The organism is Flavobacterium sp. WC2509 (genome assembly GCF_052683105.1).
Genome location: NZ_JBQZFG010000001.1, coordinates 3,997,729 through 4,022,566 on the forward strand (window position 1 = coordinate 3,997,729; position 24,838 = coordinate 4,022,566).

Sequence of the window (24,838 nt, forward strand, 5' to 3'; positions counted from 1 at the left end):
ATGATATTGACGTAGAGGTAACAAAAAGTTGTACTACAAATACAAGATAAACGCATGAGTTAAAAAAACACCTCAATTTCGCTGATTTTTGACCTGTATTAAAATATTTCTTTTTTAGCTAGCAGATAGAACAGGACAGTAATAAAACAATGATTAAATAAATTTGAAAATATTATATCTATTAATAAAAATGGTGTTGCCATAATTTGATCGCTGACAAATATTTTAGGTATATGAAATCACCTTGATTTTCAGGCACAAATACTAATAAAGATAATTTTGAGTATACCTCCCGATTTATCGGGGTTCCAACATTTAAATATTTTCTATATATGAAACAGTTAATATGTTTTTTTTGTTTTTTAATTCAATTAACGGTATGTTCTCAGGATATCCAAATTAAAAAACTGGATATAAAAAATGGCCTGCCGGATAATTCTGTAAGGTCAGTAATTCAGGATCACCATGGTTACCTTTGGTTTGGAACATTGAATGGATTGAGCAGATATGATGGAAAGAATTTTAAAAACTATTTGTCAATACCTGGAGATACGACTTGTTTGACCAATACTCGTATGGTTAATATAGCCGAAGACAAAAAAGGATTTATCTGGACTTGGGCGGATAATTTAAGCATGCAGCGAGTTAATGTAATTACCGATGAAGTCATCAATATAAACAGACAAATTCTGAAGGAAAAAATTGACATAAATGATTTTAAAATTGTTTCTAATGGAGATATTTGGGTTTGGGGAGACAAGGGTTTTGCTAGAATCAAATATTTAGGCAACAATGTAGATTTAAAAGCCGAAATCTTTAATAAAGAAAATGGATTTAAAAATAAAATCCGTTTTCTTTTTGAAGATAAATTTAAAAATATTTGGGTGGGGACTAAAGCCGGTTTGGTAAAAGTGAATGCCTCGAATGGATATAAAAGTCCCCAAACCTATTTCAAGGATACTGATTTTATTAGTTTTTACACATTCAAAGATGAGAGTTGGTTTGGAACTAAATCCCGTGGAGTTGTGAAGTATTCAAATCAGTCCAATATATTCAATTGGATTGAAAAATTAAACAAAGAGATAAATAGCAGACCTATTGTACGGATAAGCAAACCAAACTCCAACGAGTTACTTTTAGGATCAGATGGTGTTGTATTTCAATTTAATATAGTAAAGAATACTGCTACAGCTGTATACGATGATAAGTTCAATGGGTTTCATAGTTTTTTTAATGATTCATTCAATAACACTTGGTTATTGGCCAGAAATACCAGAGGTATATTCAAATACTCCAGTTTAACAAAAAAAATCGAGTTTTATAACCTTAAAGGAAATGAAAGAGCTTTTCTAGGAGAATCTGATAATTTAAGAATATTGGAGGATAGCAATAAAAATCTTTGGATTGGAGTACGTGGCGGAGGCTTATTTTTGTATGACAGGGCTAAGAATTATTTTATAAATTATAAATCCAATGATGATAAAGTAGGAAGTCTTTCCTCAGATATAGTGTTGTCCCTTTTTGAGGATGCTTCAAAAAATTTATGGGTGAGCACTATGTATGGCGGGGTTAACAAAATTAATTTAGCAAAAGAAAAATTCATTTGGCATCAGCCGGTTATAAAGCCAGGCAATATATATGAAAATGAAGTCCGCTCTTCAGCGGAAGATAAAAAGGGAAATCTTTGGGTGGGGACTAAAGGAGGCAAAATATTTGGTTACCAAAATTACAAATTGAAATATACGTTTCCCGATGACCTTTCTGCAGCAATAAAGGATAAACTTAGAAATATCAACGTTTATAGTTTATTTGTGGATCATGCAGATAACTTATGGGTGGGTACTAAAGGCAAAGGATTATTTGTTTTAAAAAATATCTCAAGCACACCGCCAAGCAAATTAGAAATCGTATTTATTGACGTTAAAGAAGTACCGGCTCTAAACAATGTTTATTCCATTAAACAAGATAAAAGTAATAACTACTGGATTGGATCCCATGGTAATGGATTAGCAGTTTTGTCAAACCCGTTTACAAACATAAAGATCATTTCCTTCGAACAAGGAAAACTTCCAAATCAGTTAATAAGCAAATATGTTCGATGTTTATATTTTGACCATGATGGTAACTTATGGATAGGTACTTCTTTTGGATTGAATCTATTACCGGCAAATCAACTAAATTTAGCCGGCAAAAAGTTTATTTCTATTGAACATGTAGGAAAGGAAATATCATCATTGAGTTTTAATGATGTGGATCATATTTTTCAGGCATCAGATAAAAATATTTATGTATCTACTTTGGGAGGCGGAATAAATGTTCTTAGTTATAAAAACCTTAAGGACAAGAATTTTGTTTGGAAAATTCTTAGTGTCTCAGATGGTCTGTCAACGAATAAGGTTTTCGGAATACAGGAAGATTCGGAAAAAAACATCTGGATTAGCACTAGTTTAGGAATTAATAAGTATTACCCAAAAACAGGAAAGTTTGAGAATTTTTTTATCGAAAAAGAATATGGATTAAATTATTTCAGTGAAGGATGCGCAAGTAAATTATCAAACGGGAATTTGTTTTTTGGACATAATAAAGGTTTTTTAACTTTTAACCCCAAGAGCATCACTAAAGACAAAACGAACTACCCAATAGTCTTGTCAAAAATTTTTATAAATGGTAATGAAGAATTGCCGCGAAAATCGAGCATAATCAATAAAAGCATAGAGTATGAAGAAGGTATTGAGCTATCGTATTTACAAAATACGATTAGACTTGATTTTTCAGTCTTAGATTTCAAGAATCCAGAAAAAATACAGTTTTCGTATAAACTGGACAATTTCGACGAGAATTGGAGTGTTCCATTGACAAGCAATACGGCCATTTACCAAAATTTGCCTCCCGGAGAATATACCTTTATGTTGAAGGCAACAAATAGCGATGATGTAGAATTGGACAAAATACTCAAATTTAAAATCAACATTAAGCCTCCGTTTTTTAAATCTTGTTTAGGCTACTTTATAATATTCCTGTTTTTGGGTTCAATCTTTTTTGGCTTTTTGCACCTCTATAAAAAACAAATTTCAGCAAAACAGGAAGTGTTGTTTACGGACAGGCTAAATGAGAAAAAATTAATGTATTATACCAATATTTCGCATGAGTTTAAAACACCGTTGACTTTAATTTTGTGTCATCTGCAAGATATATTGGATGATGTGAAAGTGGCCAAAGAAACCAAATTAATAGCAAAGCAAATCCAAAAAAGCGCCTCTTATTTATCCAATTTAATCGAGCAGATTCTTGATTTCAGAAAAATAAAGGAAGAGAAAATGAAACTTTCATTAGCCAAAGTGGACATTGTTGAATTTATAAAAAACATTCACTCCCAGTTTGTACCATTAGCAAATAAAGAAAAAATAGATTTAAGATTCAGTGCGGTTGAAAAGGAAATATTGGGATATCTTGATGCAGGAATAATGAAAAAAGTGTTGTATAATTTGCTGTCCAATGCCATTAAATTTACCCCTGTAGAAAAGTCAATCGAGATTTCATTAGAGCTGACAAAAAAAGGAGATTCTATAAAAATAAAAATTATCGATGAAGGTGTCGGTATTTCAATAGAGGACCAAAAAACACTGTTTGAACGTTTTGGTAAAAGTGAGAACAGCTCGGGACTAGGTTTGTCTTATGTAAAAGAGTTGGTAAATTTTCATAATGGTTCCATTGAAGTAGAAAGTGCTTTAGACACAGGTACCTGTTTTACGATAACTATACCAATTACCCAAAATGAGTATTCTGAGGCAGATTTTAACATAAGTGAAATACAAGTGGAAGAAAGTAATTTTAGTGAATCAGTATCAGAAAATTTATTAGATAATGAAGTAAAGAATACCTCAAAAAAGCCAAGATATTCGATATTGATTATTGATGACAATGATGAAATGAGAGACTACTTGTTTAATAAATTTAAGCCGTTTTTTAACGTTATTAGTGCCATAAATGGACAGGAAGGAGTAGCTATGGCGGTAAAAGAACTACCAGACGTTATTGTTTGCGACCTGATGATGCCATTATTGGATGGGATAGGAACGGTTCAAGCATTAAAAGAAAATTTTAATACCTGCCATATACCAATTATTCTTTTAACGGCAAATTCATCCGAAAATAAAAAAATGGAAGGCATTGGAAGCGGTGCTGATGACTATATTACCAAACCTTTTAATTTCAGTTATTTAAAATTAAGAATTGATGCGCTCATCACCCAAAGAAACCTAATAATTCAAACTTTAAGCAAAAATCCCGAATTGTCTTTGGATATATTGACAAATACTGACGAAGACAAACTATTTCTCGAAAAAGTGATGCAGTTAGTTGAAAAGAGTATTGGAGAATCTTATTTTAATGTCGATTTCATTATCTTAAATATGGGAATAAGCAGGACTAATTTCTATAAAAAAATAAAGGGAATTACGGGGGAAACACCGCATGAATTCATCAATACCATCCAAATGAAAAAAGCCGCATTATTATTAAAAAGTACTAATTATACCATTGGGGAGATAAGTGTAATTTGTGGATTCAACGATCCTGTTTATTTTTCTAGAATTTTTAAAAAATATTTTGGAGAGGGCCCTAAATCATATCAAGTGGGAAACAAAGAGTAATCCTTTGTAATTTGTTCTCTTAAAGTAGTTTTTTGACTAAGCTATATAGAAAGAAAATAATTTTGATCTGCATCATTATCAGGCAAAACCTGATGCAGTGCCTATTTAAGAACCTGTTTACGAATTATTTTTTTGCATAATTTAATAAAATCAAGAACAACCAAGAACATTAAGGCATTGTGTTAGTATTAATTTTAAGCAATTATTTACTCTAAAACTTCATCTTCTGAATCCGGACTGCATTTAAGATTGCCAATAATGCAACACCGACATCTGCAAAAACAGCCTCCCACATTGTGGCTAATCCTCCAGCACCAAGTACCAAAACAACCGCTTTTACAGTAAATGCCAAACCAATATTCTGCCAGACAATTTGCTTTGTTTTTTTACCAATGTTTATGGCGGTGTATATTTTATAAGGCTGGTCGTTTTGAATAACAATATCAGCCGTTTCAATCGTTGCATCACTCCCTAAACCTCCCATTGCAATGCCTGCATCAGCAAGGGCAACTACTGGCGCATCGTTTACACCATCGCCAACAAAAGCAATTTTTAAATTTTGAGATTTTAATTCCTCGACTTTTTCGACTTTGTTTTCAGGCAGCAGATCGCCATACGCTTGATCGATATTCAATTCTTTAGCAACAGCATCAACAACGGCTTGTTTATCTCCTGAAAGCATTACCGTTTTGATGTTTATTTTATGTAAACTTTCGATGGCTTGTTTCGCATCTTCTTTGATTTCATCCGCAATTAGAAAGTATCCAGCATATTTTTGGTTGATAGCAATAACGATAATTGTGAATGGAGTATTATCTATTTCAGCATCATAACTGATATTGAATTTCTTCATCAATTTTACGTTTCCTGCAAGGATTTCGTTGCCATTAGTTTTTCCTTTTAATCCGTGTCCTGCAATTTCTTCAACATCGGTTACAGTAACATTTTTTTCTTTTCCTTTCGCATATTCTATGATTGCCGTTCCAACAGGATGCGTTGATTTGGTTTCGAGTGCCGCTGTGAATTTTACCAAATCATCTTCGGAAATACCCACAGCTACGACTTTTTGAACATTGAAAACACCTTTGGTCAGCGTTCCAGTTTTATCCATAACAACCACCTGAATGGATGCCATGATATCGAGAAAACTAGAACCTTTGAATAGGATTCCATTTTTACTTGAAGCGCCAATTCCGCCAAAATATCCCAGCGGTATCGAGATTACTAATGCACAAGGACAGGAAATAACCAAGAAAACTAATGCCCGGTACAGCCAGTCTCTAAAGACATAATTATCAACAAAAAACATTGGTAACACACAAATTGCAATTGCCAGATAGACTACAATAGGAGTATAGATTTTAGCAAATTTTCGAATAAATAATTCGGTTGGTGCTTTTTTGGCTGTTGCCTCTTGTACCATTTCCAGAATTTTTGATAGTTTACTGTCGGTGTAAGCTGTTGTAACTTCGACTTGTGCAATGGTATTTAGGTTGATCATTCCTGCCAGAACAGTTTCGCCTTTCAATTTGGTGTCGGGCTTGCTTTCTCCGGTTAATGCAGCTGTATTGAATGTGGCAGTATCCGTCAAAAGTGTTCCGTCTAATGCTAATTTTTCGCCCGATTTGAGTTGGATGATTTCGCCAATGGTTATTTCTGATGCTTTTTTGATTGTTGGATTTCCATCTTTCAAAACAGTTGCTTCATCTGGTCGTTGGTCTAATAATAATTTGATATTGGATTTTGCCCGTTGAACTGCCAGTGTCTGAAATACTTCGCCAATCGCATAAAACAGCATAACAGCAACACCCTCGGGATATTCGCCAATAGCAAATGCTCCGATGGTCGCAATGCACATTAAGAGAAATTCTGAAAATATTTCGCCTTTGCGAATGCTTTCAACGGCTTCTTTGAGTACAGGAAATCCAACAGGAACATAAGCGACAATGTACCACGCTATTCGCACCCAGCCGGTGAACCAGGTTTGTGGAAAATAATTGTCAAAACCAATCGCAATAAGTAATAATGCAAAACTTATAACGGCTGGCAAAAACATTTGAAACATTGTTTGGTTCCCGCCTGAATGGTCATGGTCGTGGCCATCTTCATCCGAATGACTTTCTGTTTCATTATGTGCAGAACAGCATCCTGATTGATTATTATTTTTCGATTTTGTTTTTTCGTCTACTGTGCAACCAATCTCTTTACCGTTTGCATCGTGTTGATGTTCGTGTTTCATAATTATTTCAATTAATGTTCGTGTTCTCCGCCGCCTTTCATAGCAGAAAGCAAATAAAAAGCCCCTTTGATTACAATTTTTGCATCGGCAGGGATTGCTGAAACAAATTTTACTTCTGTATAACCTAAATCGGTAGTTCCTGGTACAACTTCTATTGCCTTGAAATGAATTTCGTTGTGTCCTGCTTCTTCGCCACTAGCTTTTTCAGAATGGTTTTCGTCTTCTTTATGTTCGTGAGCTTCTGCTTTTTTGGTTGTAGCATGGTCTTCTTGAATAAAAACAAAATATTTATCTCCGTTTCTAACAATAGCATCTTTTGGCAATGCAGGAACAGTTGCATTTGTAATATTGATATTGGCCGAAACATACATCCCGGAAATTAAATCTTTGGAATCTGCGGGATCTATTTTGGCGTGAACAGCAACGGTTTTGCTTTCGTTTGAAAATGCTTTATTAATGCCAAATATTTTTCCTTTGATAGATTTGTTACCTTGATTTGTCAAAATAAAATCAATAGTCTGCCCCACAGAAATAGCTCCCAAATCTTTTTCATACACATTCAAATCCAAGTGTATCTGACTATTATCAACTACTTCAAAAAGGATTGTTCCAGTTTCTGCAAATGCTCCTTTGGCAATACTGATTTTTCCAACATAACCTGATATTGGCGAAACTATTGGTACCAGACTTGACCCACCTGTACTCATATGCAAGGCTTCTAATTTGCTTTTTGCCCCTTTTGCTCTCGCTCTTTCTACAGCTAATTTTGCTTTTACTTCCTGAAGCACTTTTCTCGGATTTACCTCTTCGTCGCTTAATGTTTTTTGGCGATTGTATTCTAATTGCAGGTATTCGATATTGGCAATAGCCGAATTATAATCTTCCTGCATTTCAACTACCTCCAGATTTTGAATGGTTGCCAATACTTTTCCTTTGTTTACAAACGTACCTTCCAGAACTAAAATATCTTTTACTGTTCCTCCAATTAAAGTTGAAATATTAGCCTTGTTTTGTGGAGGAACTGTCGTGTAACCATTGGCTTTTATCACCAAATTAAGGTTCCTGTTTTCCACAGAACCTGTTTGAATACCAACCGTTTTAAATTGTACTGTCGTTAATGCCACTTCATTTTCTGATTTTTCTTCTTCGTGACTTGCTTCCTCGGTTTTCTTTTCGCCACAAGAAGTTAGAAGCAAGAGGCAAGAAACAAGCACTAAAAGTGTGGTTTTAATCTTGATATTTAAAATTGTATTTAGTATTAAATTCTTCATTTTGAGAAAATTTATTTGTTAGAGATGGATGGGAATTGCAATTGAATGGCACTTTGATTGTAGGCGTGGGTAGCCTCGGCATTTTGTTTTTTAATATCAATAGCCTGATTCAAAAAACTGATGTAGGACCAATAACTCATATCGCCATTGGCATAACTCTTTTGAGCCGTGGTAATAATTTCTTCTGCATATTGCAAACCTTCCTTTTGATAATAGTCTAAGGCTTTTTGCTGTTTATCGAAATCATTTTTCAATTCCTGCATTTTCAATTTTAAAGCCAATTTATTTTTATCTAATTCTAATTGCGTTTGAGATATACTAATGGATGAAGCTTCTGCTCTGGCAGTATTTACACCGCCAAATAAGGGGATTTGTAGACCAGCGGTAAATCCCTGAAAATAGGATTTAGTGTCTATTGTCTGACCAAAATATCCTATTCCTAATTTTGGCGTTCTCATGGCTTTAAACGTATTTGCTTCTTTTTGATGCACCGAAATTTGTTGTGTATAATAATCTGTTACTAACGTTTCAACTTTTGACTGGTTTTCATTCGTTTGTATTGAATACTGCAGTGGAGTCGTGGTATCTGGCACAATATCATCTTCCGTTTGAACAAAAAACTGCAACTGCTTTTTATAAATAGCCAAATCAAATTCGAGTTGCGCTTGTTGTGTTTCAATTTCTTTTGATTTTGCTTTGGCACTGATGACTTCGATTTTCCCGCTTTCGCCTGTTTGAAAACGCAGTTCCGCATTCTTTAGAAATTTTGAATATATTGCTAATAAGTCCATGTTTAGTTTTTGAATAGAAACACCATACAAATATTGATAATAGGCAATTGTTACTGCTTTTTCAATTTCATATTCAGATAACGCTTTTCGTTTTTCGGCTAGTTTGACCAATTCTTCCTGTAATTGACGATTCGCTTTGGTAATTTTTCCAATCGGGAAATACTGCTGAATCGAAACATTGTGATCATAATCGGCACTATTGAATTGCCCTCCTTGGTATTGTACTTGCAAAGGGTCAGCTTGAAATGCTGTCTTTTTGAGAACCGTTTGTTTTTCAATTTCTTTATCGGCAATTTTTAAATCAATGTTATTGGTTTTTGCCATTTCGATTGCTTTTTGCAACGATATTTTAGTTTGTGCAAATGTTGTTGTACTTAGCAATAACAACGTAATTAATCGCAAAGTCCGCAAAAGAAGCGCGAAGTTCGCAAAGTTTATTTTTCTTAAATTGTATAAAAATTTTTTCATTTTCTTCAAATTTTTCTTTGTGTCCTTTGCGTAAATCCTAGCGCTCTTTGCGGTTAAATTTACTTTCCAACAATAAATACAAAATTGGCAAAACAATCAATGTCAATAATGTGGCCGATAATAACCCGCCAATTACCACAGTTGCCAATGGTTTTTGAACTTCAGCGCCACCGCTTGTTGATAAGGCCATTGGCATAAATCCTAAAGAGGCTACAGCAGCAGTCATTAAAACGGGACGTAAACGTGTTTTTGTACCCATTAAAACCCTTTGTAAAGGATCGGTTATTCCTTCAGCTTTGAGTTGATTGAAATAAGAGATTAATACAATTCCGTTTAATACTGCAATTCCAAATAAGGCTATAAATCCAATTCCTGCTGAAATACTAAAAGGCATTCCCCGCATCCACAGGGCAAAAACACCACCAATAGCAGACAGCGGAATTGCGGTAAATATTAATCCCGCTTGTTTCATACTATTGAAAGTAAAATAGAGCAGAACCATTATTAATGCTAATGCAATAGGTAATGCTACCGACAGTCTTTTGGTTGCTTCAATCAGGTTTTCAAATTGACCGCCATAAGTAACATAATAGCCTGCCGGAAGTTTGAAATCTTTGTCTAATTTTTGTTGAATTTCCTCTACAACGCTTTTAATGTCTCGACCACGAACGTTTAATCCAACAGTAATTCTTCGTTTACCATCTTCACGGGAAACCTGAACTGGACCTTGCTCATAAGAAACCGTTGCTACTTGCGATAGTGGTACTTGCTGTCCGTTTGGTAACGGAATAAATAAATTACTCACATCGGTAATATCTGTTCGATTGGCATTATCCATTCGTACCACGACATCAAATCGTTTGCTTTCTTCATAGATTTTACCTGCACTTTCTCCTGCAAATGAAGAACGGATGATTTGGTTAATATCTGTAATATTCAAACCATATAAGGCAATTTTATTGTAATCGTATTTTACAGTAATTTGCGGTAAGCCTGTTACTTTATCAGCCTTTAAATCGCCAATGCCTTCAACGTTTTTTATTTTCGAAATCAATTCTGCTGCTTTGGTATCCAAAATCTCTAAATCATCCCCGAATATTTTAATAGCTATATCACTTCGGCTTCCTGTCATTAATTCATTGAAACGCATTTGAATGGGTTGGGAGATTTCGATAGTAGCACCCGGAATCGCTTCCATTTCTTGTTTCATCGCATTGGCTAAATCTTCCCAATTGTCATAATCTCCTTTCCATTCACTTTTGTCTTTTAGTACAATAATTAAATCGCCGCTTTCAATTGGCATTGGATCGGTTGGAATTTCACCACTTCCGATTTTTGCCACCACAGTTTTTATTTCCGGAAATTTTGCTTTTAGAATTTTTTGGTATTCCGTCGTTGTTTTTATCATTTGAGAAAGGGAACTTCCTGTCATAATAGTAACATTTATGGCTAGATCTCCTTCTTCGATGGTTGGAATAAATTCACCTCCCATATTTTGAAAAACAACTACTGCGAATACAAATAAACCTAATGAAATAGCCAAAACTGCTTTTTTAAAACGCAGTGCTTTTTCTAAAAACAGACTGTATATTTGTTCAAACCATGTCATCATCCTATCACTAAAGTTTGATTTGTGCTCGGTGTTTTTGGATAAGAACAGTGCACTCATCATTGGCACATAAGTCAATGACAAAATAAAGGCTCCAATTACGGCAAAGCCTACAGTCATAGCCATTGGCTTAAACATTTTACCTTCTGTCCCAACTAACGCCAGGATTGGTAAATACACAATTAAGATAATGATTTCGCCGAAAGCGGCACTGTTTCTAATTTTGGAAGCCGATTGATATACCTCACTGTCCATTTCGGATTGAGTTAAATCTTTTTGTCTTTTGAGTTTTTGTAAATGGTGCATTGTGGCTTCGACAATGATTACAGCTCCATCGACTATAATTCCAAAGTCGATAGCTCCTAAACTCATTAGATTGCCGCTTACTCCAAAATAATTCATTAGGATTACGGCAAAAAGCATTGCCAGCGGAATTACAGAAGCGACAATTAATCCTGCACGAAGATTTCCCAGGAATAAAATCAATACAAAAATTACGATTAAAGCTCCTTCGAGTAAGTTTTTTGTAACTGTACCAATGGCGTTATCTACTAATTTTCCTCTGTCAATAAAGGCATCGGCAACAACGCCTTCAGGCAGGCTTTTGTTGATTTGAATCATTTTCTCTTTGATTCTATCAACAACTGCGCTTGAATTTTCTCCTTTTAGCATTAAGGCTAATCCACAGACTATTTCACCTTTTCCATCTTTGGTAGAAGCACCATAGCGCAATGATACTCCTTCTCGGACTTCGGCTACATTTCGAACTAAAATAGGAGAACCATTTTTATTGCTAACTACAACATTCTCTAAATCTTTGACACCATTTGCCATACCAACCCCACGTATGAAATAGGCATATTGGTCTTTTTCAATATAAGCACCGCCTGTATTTTGATTGTTTTTTTCTAAAGCATCAAAAATATCAGTAATGGTTACGCCTAAACTATTCAGCTTATTAGGATTAACAGCAACTTCGTATTGTTTTAATTTACCACCCCAACTGCTTATTTCGGCCACACCTTCAATACCTTGTAACTGTGGAATGATAATCCAATCCTGAATGGTTCGTAATTTTACAGCATCGTATTTATCTTCATAGCCTTTTTTGGCATATACATCATATTGGTATATTTCTCCAAGACCAGTTGAAATAGGCGCTAATTCTGGGGATCCCGCATATTTAGGAATATTTTCTTCGGCTTGCTTTAAACGTTGAAATATTTGCTCTCTTGCCCAATAAATGTCAATATCGTCTTTAAAAACAACGGTTACTACTGATAATCCGAAACGAGAAATACTCCTAAGTTCTATTACTTTTGGAATGGTTTTTAAAGATTGTTCTAACGGATAGGTAATTAATTGTTCTACTTCCTGGCTTGCCAATGTTGGTGCAGTAGTAATAATCTGCACTTGATTATTAGTGACATCTGGTAAAGCATCTAGTGGTAAATTTTTAAGAGAATAACTTCCCCAGGCTATAAGCACGAGGGTAAACAAAAGTATAATGAATTTATTCTTTATACTGAATTGTATGATTTTGTCTAACATTGAAATAATAGTAATGAATTAGAAATCAGCAAATAGAATATTTGCCATTATTTGTGATAAGGTCACAACTTTCTAACCCGAAATTACTCGGGCATCATTATGCTATTTGAGGCGGCTGCCAAATACTTCCGAAGAAATTGGAGTATAAAATTGACTTATAAGTAGGTAAAGCTTTTATGATTACTGCAGGAATAGTTGATAAACCAAAAACAATATTGGCTTGATAACTTAAAACTTGTGCCCCACAACAATTGCAGGTACAAAATGGTGAACATAAATCATTTTGTTTGTCATGAGAATGATTTTCTTCAGATGAAAACTGAGCTGTTTTGTGTACGCTGCTATTTACTTCCAAATCCGCACAAGGCATACTCGAAAGGGTAATTAGATAAATTGATAATATAATAGCAATCCATTTCATGACTGTAAAAATAGTTTTTTATTTCTAAACACATAAAATTCATGAAGATAAAAATGTTTCAGAAAGTGTTTTGTATTTCGACCTTTTGTACTTGATCCCGAAGTAGTAACCAGTTACACGAAATAGGGATGGATAGTAAATAACAAAAAACCCGAAACTTTCGTTTCGGGTTTTAAATACTGGCGGAGAAAGAGGGATTCGAACCCCCGGACCTGTTACAGTCAACAGTTTTCAAGACTGCCGCATTCGACCGCTCTGCCATTTCTCCAGTATGTCGTAATCATTTGCTGTTTGCGAGTGCAAATATAAGCCCTTTTTTAATATAAAAAAATATTTATAGGGTAAGTGTCTTTATATTTTTATTAATAACTCACAAATGATTAATTTTCATTGTGTTATTGTTTTAATAATGTTAGCAGTATTTAATGAAGTAGCTAAAAGTTAAGTATATTTCAGTATTTAGAGTCACGCCATTGGATATTGTCTCTAGTAGTGAAGGTATTTTAATTATATGAAAATTAAAGTTTTTTTAATTTGGTAAACAGTTACTATTTTATATTCTTTCAGTAAAAAATAAAAAATGTCTCTTTTTATTTTTTGTATTAATAATAAACAATATATTTGGAGAACCAAATTGGTTAACCAATATTTATTTTTGAACAATAAAAAGTCAGTTAGAATTTTTTACAATAAAATATAAAGAAAATGGAAATTAAAATTGGGGAGAATCATTTGACAAGAAGGAATTATAAAATAAATTATGAGCATAATAAATAAAACACGAATAGTACTAATTATAGTTTTTACTTTTTTACACTTTAATGTAGAATCGCAAGTACATCCAAGTTTGGTTTTGACTAAGGAAGGAGTTCGAGAAATCAGGTCGCAACTGGGGAAAGTACCTCTTTTTGATGCTTCTTTGGCAGATGTGAAAAAAGAAGTTGATGCCGAAATTGCTTTGGGTATTGATATTCCTGTGCCAAAGGATTTTTCGGGAGGGTACACCCATGAACGTCATAAAAGAAATTTCCTCATTTTGGAGAGAGCAGGTGTTTTGTATCAATTATTGGGAGATGAAAAATATGCCATTTATGTTCGAGATATGTTATTGGCCTATGCCAAACTGTATCCTACTTTGCCTTTGCATCCGCAAGAGCGTTCTTATGCGAGAGGAAAGATTTTTTGGCAAGCTTTAAATGATGCGAATTGGTTAGTATACGTGAGCCAGGCTTATGATTGTGTATATGATTTTATTAGCCCAGCAGACCGTGCCAAAATCGAAAATGACTTGTTTAAACCTTTTGCCGATTTCATATCGATCGGTTCCCCGCAGTTTTTTAACAGGGTTCATAATCACAGTACATGGGGTAATGTTGCCGTTGGGATGATAGGTTTGGTGATGAATGATGAGGTTTTGTTGGATCGCGCCTTAAATGGTTTAAAGAATGATGGTTTGCCTGCGGGAATGAAGGACAATGATGGCGGATTAATTAAAAAAGAAGGGCAAAAAACAGGTTTTTTCGGCAATGTTGATGAGCCTTTTTCTCCCGATGGTTATTATACGGAAGGGCCTTATTACCAAAGGTATGCTATGTATCCTTTTTTGATTTTTGCGCAGGCACTCCAAAACAGCAAACCCGATTTGAAAATATTCGAATATAAAAAAGGAATACTGATAAAGTCCGTATATGCTTTATTGAATTTAACGAATTCAGAAGGAGAGTTTTTTCCGTTGAATGATGGTCAAAAAGGAATGTCTTATTATTCCAGAGAACTGGTTTCGGCGGTGGACATTGCCTATTTGTATGGAGGAAAAGATCCTTCTTTATTGTCAATTGCCGAAAAACAAGGACGTGTTCAGTTGGGTAATTCAGGTATGGCGGTGGCACTTGGAATTAAGAATAATTTGCAAAAACCATTTGAAAAAAAATCCATCGATTTATCCGATGGCGCTGATGGAAAACAGGGAGGAGTTGCCATTATCAGAAATAAAACAAACGAAGATGAATTGACTTTGGTGATGAAATACGCTTCCCAAGGATTGAGTCACGGACATTACGACAAGCTTTCTTTTTCATATTATAACAACGGCACCGATGTTCTGCAGGATTACGGATTGGCAAGATTTGTGAATATTGAACAAAAAGGTGGCGGTAATTATTTGAAGGAAAACACGACTTGGGCCAAACAAACCATAGCGCACAATACGATTATTCAAAATGAAACTTCCCACTTTGGCGGAGACTTTGAAACGGGGAGCAAATTTGCTTCAGAGAAATACCTGTTTGATGTTTCCAATCCTAAAGTTCAAATTATAAGTGCCAATGAAAATAATGCCTATCCAGGAACAACCATGCAAAGAACAATGGCTTTAATCCAGGAAGAAGGTTTTGAAAAGCCATTTTTACTGGATATCATTCAATTGGATTCAAAAACGGCCAATCAATATGATTTACCGTTCTATTATTTGGGGCAATTCATGTCGGCCAATTTTGCTTATGAAACTCCAAAAACGTTAGAACCTTTTGGAAAAGCAAATGGCTATCAACATTTATGGAAAGAAAGTTCTGCTATTTTAACTGCAGCTAATTCTAAGATTTCCTGGCTGAACGAAGGAAGTTTTTACACACTGACTTCGGTTACTCAGCCCAATGATGAGGTTTTCTTTGTGAGAATTGGGGCAAACGATCCCAATTTTAATTTGAGAAAAGAACCGGGTATTATTTTCAGAAAAAAGAATACCCAAAAAGCCACTTTTGTTTCTGTTCTCGAAACACATGGAAACTACAATAAGGTTACTGAATTAGCAACCAATTCCTCAAGCAATATCGCTTCATTAAATGTGGTTTATGAAGATCCAAATTATATTGGAGTGGAAATTAAAAGCAAATCGGGAGTGGTCACTCTCTTTGTTTTGGCAACAAAAAACAACATTGCAAATCAAAAGCATCGTTTGCAAATCAATAACAAAAACTACAATTGGGTAGGTCCATATTATAAAACAACAATTAAATAAAAACAGTATGCAAAGTTTTGGAGCAAGTAAAGAATTTTTATTAGGAGATGAAATTCCGTGGGAAGTAGTTGGAGAGGGAGTAAAACGAAAAATAATGGGGTATGATGATACTATTATGCTCGTAAATGTATCATTTGAAAAAGGAGGAATAGGTCCAATGCACGAACATTATCATGCACAAGTAACTTATGTTGTCAGCGGTCAATTTGAAATGACTATTGGGGAGGAAACCAAGATTTTGAAAGGTGGCGATTGTTTTTATATTCCGCCTCATGTGTTACACGGAGCCATTTGTTTGGAAGACGGTGTTCTTATTGATGTTTTCAGTCCCATTCGTGAAGATTTTATGAAGGTTTAATCCTTTTTTAGTACAAACAAATTGTCACCACTTTTTTTAAAATTATAATGAGTATAAGTTTTTCAAAAATCGCAGTCTTTACGGCATTTTCTTGGGTATGTTATGGTCAAGATACAGGTAAAGACAAAACGAAAACAGCAGCAATAGATTTATCGCATTGGAGTGTTACTGTTCCTGAGGAAAATCCAAACAAACCAGGCCAGCCCATTGATGTTGGATATCCGGAAATATTGGATTTTGCCAATAATCCAGTGCTTAAAAAATATATGTATAATGATGAAAAGGATAAATCGATTGTTTTTTATGCCTTTCCATCAGGATCAACTACAGCCAATAGTCATTTTTCAAGATCCGAATTAAGAGAAGTTATGGAGCCGGGTAATAAGAATCTGAATTGGACTTTTGCCAAAGGAGGAGTATTTAAAGGGACGTATGCAATGGCTGATGTGTCGAAAGATCAAAATGGGAAGTATAGCAAAGTTATCATTGCGCAAATTCATGGAAGATTATCCGAAGAACAGCGAAATTTAATCGGGCAAAAAGACAACAATGCACCGCCGGTATTAAAAATTTATTGGGAAAATGGAAAGATTAGAGTCAAAACTAAGGTTCTTAAAAATCCAAATGCCACTGATAAAGAAATATTAGATGTTAAGGCCTGGGGAGATGATGAAGGTAGAGATTTTAAAGAAAAAGTGAATTTTGACAAATTTACTCTAGAAATTAAAGTTTCTCAAGGTAGAATGGAAGTTATTCTTAACGGAACTGAATCGTTAGTTTATAATGATATCAATATGAAAAAATGGGGAGTGTTTGAAAATTATTTCAAAGCGGGAAATTATTTTCAATCGACGGAACCAAATACCTACGCTAAGGTTAAGATATACGCTTTAGAAACTTCTCATTAGTGATGTAGTTTTTAGCTTCTAAAAATATTTGCCATGGATTATTAGTGAAAATTCTTTTAATCTGTGGCTATTTTATTCAATTGAGAGTGCTATTATTCAACTATTTGTATGTTTTACTACCCTTTTTTGGATTTTTAGATCACCCTCTTATTTTACATTTGAAGAATAAAATCTAATTATATGTCCCCATCTAATAAAAACAACGAATTCTTCGATCAGAGTGTTGTAACTTATATCTTTTTTGTGACAATTCTATTGTTGTCTCATATTCTGTTTTCACAGGAATTACCTCGAATAATTACGAACAAAGAAAGTATTGCTCAAAATTACCTGCCTGATTTCAGTTATGCGGGATATCATTTTGGAGAAGTAAAAATTCCCGAAATTGAAACGCAAATTATAAATGCGACTGATTATGGAGTTATTGCAAATGATGGATTGGATGATTCCAAAAATCTGATTAAAGCAATAAAAGCGGCAAGTGCTATCAAAGGGAATGTGGTTTTGCAATTGCCTGCTGGCCGAATCATTTTGAGCGATATTTTATATATCGAACGCAGTAATTTTGTGCTTAGGGGAGCAGGATCTGGAGAAAATGGAACTGAAATCTTTTGTCCAAGGCCGATGATGTATTTAAAAAATCCAGAATCATTAACGGAATTGAGGGAATACCTGACCACTTTTGATAAAAGACAGCGGGAAAAAGAAAATAATATCGACTTGCCTTTTTCACAATATGCTTGGTCTGGAGGCTTTATTTGGACACAGGTTCCCAATGAAAGAGTAAAATCATATCTGGAAAAATACGATCCTAAATTAAATGTATTGGCTAAAGTTTTAAGTGGTAAAAGAGGAGAAAATACTTTTACAGTTTCGGATGTTAATGGTTTAAAAGTTGGAGATGTAGTCGAATTGGAATTATTCAATAAAGATGGGGAAAACGGAGAAATAATTAAAGCTTTATACAATAATTCAAACGTAAAACCTGGTTCTCATCATTGGAAATTTCCAACTTTGCCGATCGTAAGACAACAAGTGGAAATCGTAAAAATTACTAATAATAAGGTTACAATCAAAACGCCTTTATTATTGGAAATAAAACCAAATTATCAAGCACAACTTGTCGAATGGAAACATTTGTCTGAAGTAGGGATTGAACATCTTAGATTTACTTTCCCTGATACACCGAGGGTTGCCCACCATGTGGAGCAGGGATACAACGCCCTGTTTTTGACCAGAATATACAATAGTTGGGTAACTGATGTTGTAATCCATAATGCTGAAAGCGGGATCCTAACCGAAGAAATTGCAAATGTAACCATTGCAGATATTGTTACAGATGGAAACAATATTGCCCACTATACTGTTGCAATGGGAGGTGTTCATAATGTACTGGTCCAAAATCTTAAAATCTATAATAATGCGGTTCATCCACTTAGTTTTAACACCTTTTCGACTAAAGATGTGTACCAAAACTGCGAAATTTTTACGAATGCCAATTTAGATCAGCATGCGGGTGCCAATCATCAAAATTTGTTTGATAATGTAAAGGTTCATATTACTCCAAAGGGAGATAACAGCTATCCTTTATTTTTGGCTGGCGGAGCGGATTACTGGAAACCTTCTCATGGTGCTTTTACCACTTTTTGGAATATTAATGTCACTGTTGAAGGAAAGTTTGATTCCTCAAAACCCATAGTTCTGAATGGTATGAATGATGGTCCATTTGCAAGAATAATAGGTGTTCACGGAAATCAAAATTTTAAATTAGAATATGGTCCTGACGCTTATGTTGAATTTTTGAATAAACCTATTCCAAAAGAACCTTCTTTATATGAGTATCAATTAAAGAAGCGATTGAAATAAATTACTGAAAGAGAGTGGTAAATAGATAAATAGTTGTGTTGTTTAGCATGAATTTTAAATCTTTTTACTTCCTTTAACTCTTAGAATTAATATAGATTATTCACATTGGCGAATTATTTACTGATGAAATATTAGAATGAAACAAACCCTTTTTTTTCTGTCTTTTTTATTATTAGCCATTGGTGTTTCTTCCCAAACGAATACCTATCGGCTAAGCAATTTATCTACCGTTGATGGTCTTTCGCAAAGTTCAGTAATTGCTATTCGTCAGGATGCTATTGGACAAATGTGGTTTGGAACCAGAGATGGTTTGAATAAATATGACGGCAGCAGGTTTACCATTTATCGTAATGATTCAAAAGATTCTACTTCGATAAGTAACAATGATATTCTGTCGATAGAAGAGGATAAATCTGGGAATATGTGGGTTGGAACGTATAATGGTCTTAACTGTTATGATCCTGTAAAAAACTCATTTAAACAATTTTTTCATACCAGCAATTATAATTCATTGTGCAATAATACGGTTTGGGATATCAAGGAAATAAACAATGAAATTTGGATAGGAACTTCTCGCGGATTGAGTATTTACAATAAAAGCACAAGAAAATTCACTTCTGTTTTTAATTCGAGCCAAAACTCATCTAGTTTACCTAATAATTTTGTTTTGAGTATTTTGAAAACCAAAAGCGGCGCTGTTTGGATTGGAACGGCAAAAGGGTTGTGCAAATTAATAAGTAGAAAAAAGGGTGTGTTTTTATTTCAACAGTTTAACAGCCCTGAGAATGGCGAGGCGCTTTTTGTTCAAAGTATCAAAGAAGATGTAACTGGTAATTTGTGGATTGGTACTAAAACCAGCGGAATTTATAAATACGATGCTGTTTCTAAAAAACTTATTTCGCTTTTAGCAAATGGAATGCAGAATGGTATTGATGTCGATGTTAGGTCAATAGATATAGACAAAAAAGGGACATTGTGGATTGGCGCTTACAACGGAGTTAGTGTAATGCAAAAGGACGGAACAACCCAAAAAATATTTAATAATCCGGATAAAAAAACAAACATAACCAAAATAAAATCTGTTTTTACAGATAAAAAGGGATCCGTTTGGATTGGAACTTATTATAATGGCGTCAATATTTGGGATATTTCCAATACCAATTTTACAAATTTGAACCAGGACTCAGGAAAGAAATCCCTAAGTTTTGATGTCATCAGTTCGATAGTAGCCGATAAGGATAAAAATATTTATTTTGGTACAGAAGGTGGAGGAATTACCATTCTTGACCACAAAACCGAAACTACCAGTTATCTTGCCGCAAAGAATAGCAGCGAATTATCCAGGAATAGCATTAAGTCAATGTTTCTTTCTGACAAGGGAATACTTTGGATTGGTACTTTTTCGGAGGGATTGGAAGCGTATGATACACATTCCAGAAAATTTATTAATGACAATATTGCACCCGATCTGAGAAAATTACTCAGAGAAACTGGTGTATATGTTATCAAAAAAGGGAGAAATAACGATATTTTATGGTTGGGAACTTTTGGCAAAGGTTTGATACGCTACAATATTTCAAATAAGACGTATCAGGTTATTGGCAATGATAATTATTCGGATAATTTTTTATCGAACAATAGGATTAGAACACTTTTGGTCGATAAAAATGATAACATTTGGATTGGTACCCAAAGCGGTCTGAATCTCATTAATTTAGATGATCTAGATAACAATAATTATCAGATTAAACATTTTTTCTTTGACAACAAAGTGCTTTCTGGAGATGATATTCTTTCATTATTTCAGGATAAAAAAAATAGAATATGGGTTGGAACCAAAGCTAAAGGACTCTATTTGTTTAATGGAAAAAGCTTTACTAATATTCATATCAGCATAGGAAATTCGACAATAACATCGATCCATTCTATTTCAGAGGATTCTAAAAATAATTTGTGGCTGAGTTCGAATTATGGAATTATTAAATACAATTATTCGAAAAATTCGATGATTGTTTATGATCAAAAAGACGGTCTAGTCAGCAATGAATTTAATGATAATGCATTCTTACAGCTGGATTCTAATAAATTCTATTTTGGAGGGCCTTTGGGAGCTTCGTACTTTGACTCCAATCACATCGCTTTAAATAGCTATTCTCCACAAGTTATTCTGACTAATTTTAAGATTAAAAATGAATCGGTTAATGTAAATGACGATCAGGATATTTTGGAAAAAAGTATTACTTACACCAAATCACTGACACTGAGTTATGACAAAGCTAATATTTCGATAAATTTTGCAATACCAAATTTTATCAATTCTACAAGTAATCAATATTTGTACCGATTGGTTGGTTTGGAAAACAATTGGACTGCGACAACAAACACTGAAGCAGTTTATACGATTCAAAAACCCGGAACCTATTTGTTTGAAGTTAAAGGAGCCAACAATGATGGGGTTTGGAACAAAACGTCAACTACATTAGAAATTATTGTAGAACCAGCTCCGTGGAGAAGTTGGTGGGCTTTTTTGTTTTATTTTTTGGTAATAGGGTCTGCATTTTACGGATTGATATGGATCATAAAGTCCAAGGAAAACCTGAAACAAGAATTGGAATTGGAATATATGGAGGGTGAAATAAATAAAGAAAACACTAGTGCCAAACTACAGTTTTTTACCAATATTTCACATGAGTTTAGAACGCCTTTAACGCTGATTTTGGGGCCATTACAACAGATTCTTTCGAACTATAATGGTAGCAATGAGATGTATAAAAAATTATTGGTGATAGAAAGTAGTGCCAATCATCTTTTAAGCCTGATTAATAGATTGATGGATTTCAGAAAATTTGAAAATAATCAATTCATACTGGAATCTGCCGAAGGAAATATTGTAAAATTCCTGAATGAAATATTCCTGTCCTTTACCGAGTATGCAAAAGACGGAAACTATACCTATACTTTTAACACGTTGAATGACGAAATTTTAGTCTATTATGACCGTTATAAATTAGAACGCGTATTCTATAATTTGATTTCGAATGCCTTTAGATATACACCAAAAGGAGGTGTGATTTCAATTCATATTAAAAAAGAGGAAAATAATATTGTAATTGAAGTGGAGGATTCAGGAGTTGGAATCGCTGAAGAAAATATTGATAAAATTTTTGATTTGTTTTTCGAAATTCCAACACATAAAAATGTAGAAATCAATTATAATAAAGGTACTGGAATAGGTCTTTCCATAGCCAAAAATATTGTTGAACTTCACCACGGAAATATTGACGTGAGAAATAAAGATACACGAGGAGTTGTTTTTAAAGTGACCCTTCCGCTAGGAAAAGAGCATCTTTCTGAAAAAGAAATTTTAGTGGATTTTAAAATCAGTGATGATGTTAGCCAATACACAGCTCAATTAGAAAATTCAGAAATTATTCAGGATGATGATGTCAATGATTTAATAGTTCACGAGGATAAACTCACTATCCTTATTGTGGAAGATCATAAGGTTTTACGTTCCTTCATGAAAAATCTTTTGAAGAAAGAATACAACATTATTGAAGCAGAAAATGGGAAAAAAGGACTTAAAAAAGCACTTGAATATGTTCCGGATTTAATAATAAGTGATGTTATTATGCCAGAAATGGTAGGGACTGAACTCTGTGCCAAAGTCAAGGAAAATTTAAAAACCAGTCATATTCCGGTTATTCTGCTTACTTCAAGATCTTCTTTGATTTATAAAATAGAAGGATTGGAAAACGGCGCCGACGATTATATAAGCAAGCCTTTCAATCTAAAGGAATTTAAATTGAGAATCAAAAACCTTTTGGATTCCACTCAACGATTGAAAGCTAAATTTTCTAGCGATAATACTTTTGCTCCAGCAGAAATTACCGTTTCTTCTTTGGATGAACAGTTGCTTAAAAAGGCTTTTAAACTGGTAGAAGACAATATAGCCAACGAGCAGTTTGATATTCCATTTTTCAGTTCTGAACTTGGAGTAAGCAGAACGATGTTATTTACCAAAATAAAAGCTTGGACAAACTTCACTCCAAATGAATTTATTAATGAGGTAAGGATGAAACGTGCAGCTCAATTATTGGAACAAAACAAAATGAATGTTTCTCAAATAAGTTATAAAGTAGGTTTTAATAACCCGAAATACTTTAGTAAATGTTTCCAAAAGAGATATGGAGAAACCCCATCTCAATATGCAGACAAATTTTCTGAAGATTCCCAGAATTAAACAGAAACCCTTGTTTTACTGGGGAAATTGCATCCATTTTGGATTTTTGAATACCCTTTTTTGAATTTTTGGAACTTGCTTCATTTCTACATTTGCAATATGAAATGGTATAAAATTAAAATTACAATAGTGTCGTCGTTTTTAGTGTCGCTTATTATCGGCCTGGGCCTATTTATTATTTATTTAGATTAATTAGGAACATGGAACTCCTAAATTTAGTATTCAAATATTATTGGTAATCGCTTTATTTAAACAGTTATGGTTAAAAACAAATATTTAGTTGTCATGTTCGTTTTTGCAATGCTTTCAATGGCTTGTAAAACTACTGTTAATGCTCAAAATCATTCAAAAACTCAAGATGTTAATGCTCTTCTTGAAAAACGATACCAGAGTCTTCTGGACTATCCAATTGATTCTTTAGGATTTCCGCGTAGTATGTCTTTAAAGACGGGTGTTGTAAAAAAAGTACCTTCAAAAGATTGGACCAGTGGTTTTTTTGTGGGGAACCTTTGGCAGATATACCAGCTTACTGGTGATTCCAGATTCAAGGAAAGAGCGGCAGTTTGGAATGCCTTTATGGAAAAAGAAAAATTAAATAATCATAGCCACGACGTTGGATTTAAGATTTTTTGCAGCTTTGGAAAAGGACTGGAAGTAGAAAACAATCCAAAATATAAAGCTGTAGTCATTAAAAGTGCTGAAACGCTAATCACCCGATTTAATAAAAAAGTGGGTTCTATCAGGTCTTGGGATTTCAACAAGGATATTTGGGAATTTCCTGTAATCATTGATAATATGATGAACTTGGAACTGCTTTTTGAGGCTTCCAAATTTTCAGGTGATGCTAAATATAAAAAGATAGCCATTCAGCATGCCAACACGACTCTAAAAAATCATTTTAGAAAAGATGGTAGTACTTATCATGTTGTTGTATACGACACGATTACTGGAGTAGCTAAAAATAAAATAACTTTTCAAGGTTTTAAAGATGATTCTTCGTGGGCTAGAGGTCAATCCTGGGCTGTGTATGGCTTTACTATGTGTTATCGTTACACCAAAGATGCAGCTTATCTCAAACAGGCTGAGGCTACCGCCAAGTATTTTATAAATCATAAAAATATGCCCGAAGATGGAATTCCGTATTGGGATTTTAATGACACGAGTATTCCAAATGCCCCAAGAGATGCTTCTGCTGCTGCTGTAATGGCTTCTGCTTTAGTTGAACTGTATAAATACACAAAAGATGAGATGTATTTAAATTATTCAAATAAAGTGATTCATAGTCTGAGTTCAGATAAATATCTTTTGAATGAGACTGTAAAAGGTCCTTTTATATTAGATCATAGTACAGGACATTTGCCTAAAAACGACGAAATAGACGAACCAATCATATACGGAGACTACTACTTTTTGGAAGCCATAATTAGAAAAAAAGCACTTTAATT

12 protein-coding genes and 1 tRNA gene are annotated in these 24,838 nt (G+C 34.0%); 7 read left to right on the forward strand and 6 right to left on the reverse strand.

Annotated features, from left to right (window positions below):
• The first annotated feature begins 332 nt into the window (after positions 1-332).
• Positions 333-4,652: a hybrid sensor histidine kinase/response regulator transcription factor gene (locus tag ACUN3A_RS16610; protein ID WP_445552403.1), complete on the forward strand. Its 4,320-nt coding sequence runs from the start codon at positions 333-335 to the stop codon at positions 4,650-4,652.
• Between the two features lie 211 nt (positions 4,653-4,863).
• Here ACUN3A_RS16610 and ACUN3A_RS16615 read toward each other — a convergent pair whose 3' ends face one another.
• From ACUN3A_RS16615 to ACUN3A_RS16640, 6 genes are all read right to left on the reverse strand, one after another.
• Positions 4,864-6,891 carry a heavy metal translocating P-type ATPase gene (locus tag ACUN3A_RS16615; RefSeq protein WP_445552404.1) on the reverse strand — a complete coding sequence of 676 codons (2,028 nt, stop codon included), beginning with the start codon at positions 6,889-6,891 and terminating at the stop codon, positions 4,864-4,866.
• 11 nt (positions 6,892-6,902) lie between these two features.
• Positions 6,903-8,162, reverse strand: coding sequence for an efflux RND transporter periplasmic adaptor subunit (locus ACUN3A_RS16620; protein WP_445552405.1), 1,260 nt, complete (start codon positions 8,160-8,162; stop codon positions 6,903-6,905).
• A gap of 11 nt (positions 8,163-8,173) precedes the next feature.
• On the reverse strand, positions 8,174-9,277 hold the full coding sequence (locus ACUN3A_RS16625; protein WP_445552406.1) for a TolC family protein: 1,104 nt from the start codon (positions 9,275-9,277) through the stop codon (positions 8,174-8,176).
• A gap of 181 nt (positions 9,278-9,458) precedes the next feature.
• Positions 9,459-12,581: an efflux RND transporter permease subunit gene (locus ACUN3A_RS16630; RefSeq protein ID WP_445552407.1), complete on the reverse strand. Its 3,123-nt coding sequence runs from the start codon at positions 12,579-12,581 to the stop codon at positions 9,459-9,461.
• Positions 12,582-12,678: 97 nt separating this feature from the next.
• Entirely contained in the window at positions 12,679-13,002 is a 324-nt protein-coding gene (locus tag ACUN3A_RS16635; RefSeq protein ID WP_445552408.1) for a DUF6660 family protein, read from the reverse strand.
• A gap of 180 nt (positions 13,003-13,182) precedes the next feature.
• Positions 13,183-13,270: transfer RNA gene (locus ACUN3A_RS16640), tRNA-Ser, on the reverse strand.
• A 492-nt stretch (positions 13,271-13,762) separates the two neighbouring features.
• Between ACUN3A_RS16640 and ACUN3A_RS16645 the strand changes: the two genes are divergently transcribed.
• From ACUN3A_RS16645 to ACUN3A_RS16670, 6 genes are all read left to right on the forward strand, one after another.
• A complete protein-coding gene (locus ACUN3A_RS16645; RefSeq protein WP_445552409.1) occupies positions 13,763-16,018 on the forward strand; it encodes an alginate lyase family protein in 2,256 nt (751 codons plus the stop codon).
• A gap of 7 nt (positions 16,019-16,025) precedes the next feature.
• Entirely contained in the window at positions 16,026-16,376 is a 351-nt protein-coding gene (locus ACUN3A_RS16650) for a cupin domain-containing protein (RefSeq protein ID WP_445552410.1), read from the forward strand.
• A gap of 47 nt (positions 16,377-16,423) precedes the next feature.
• Positions 16,424-17,284: a polysaccharide lyase family 7 protein gene (locus tag ACUN3A_RS16655; protein WP_445552411.1), complete on the forward strand. Its 861-nt coding sequence runs from the start codon at positions 16,424-16,426 to the stop codon at positions 17,282-17,284.
• A 180-nt stretch (positions 17,285-17,464) separates the two neighbouring features.
• A complete protein-coding gene (locus tag ACUN3A_RS16660) occupies positions 17,465-19,150 on the forward strand; it encodes a DUF4955 domain-containing protein (RefSeq protein WP_445552412.1) in 1,686 nt (561 codons plus the stop codon).
• A gap of 136 nt (positions 19,151-19,286) precedes the next feature.
• Positions 19,287-23,393, forward strand: coding sequence for a two-component regulator propeller domain-containing protein (locus tag ACUN3A_RS16665; RefSeq protein ID WP_445552413.1), 4,107 nt, complete (start codon positions 19,287-19,289; stop codon positions 23,391-23,393).
• Positions 23,394-23,678: 285 nt separating this feature from the next.
• Entirely contained in the window at positions 23,679-24,836 is a 1,158-nt protein-coding gene (locus tag ACUN3A_RS16670) for a glycoside hydrolase family 88 protein (RefSeq protein ID WP_445552414.1), read from the forward strand.
• Positions 24,837-24,838 lie beyond the last annotated feature (2 nt).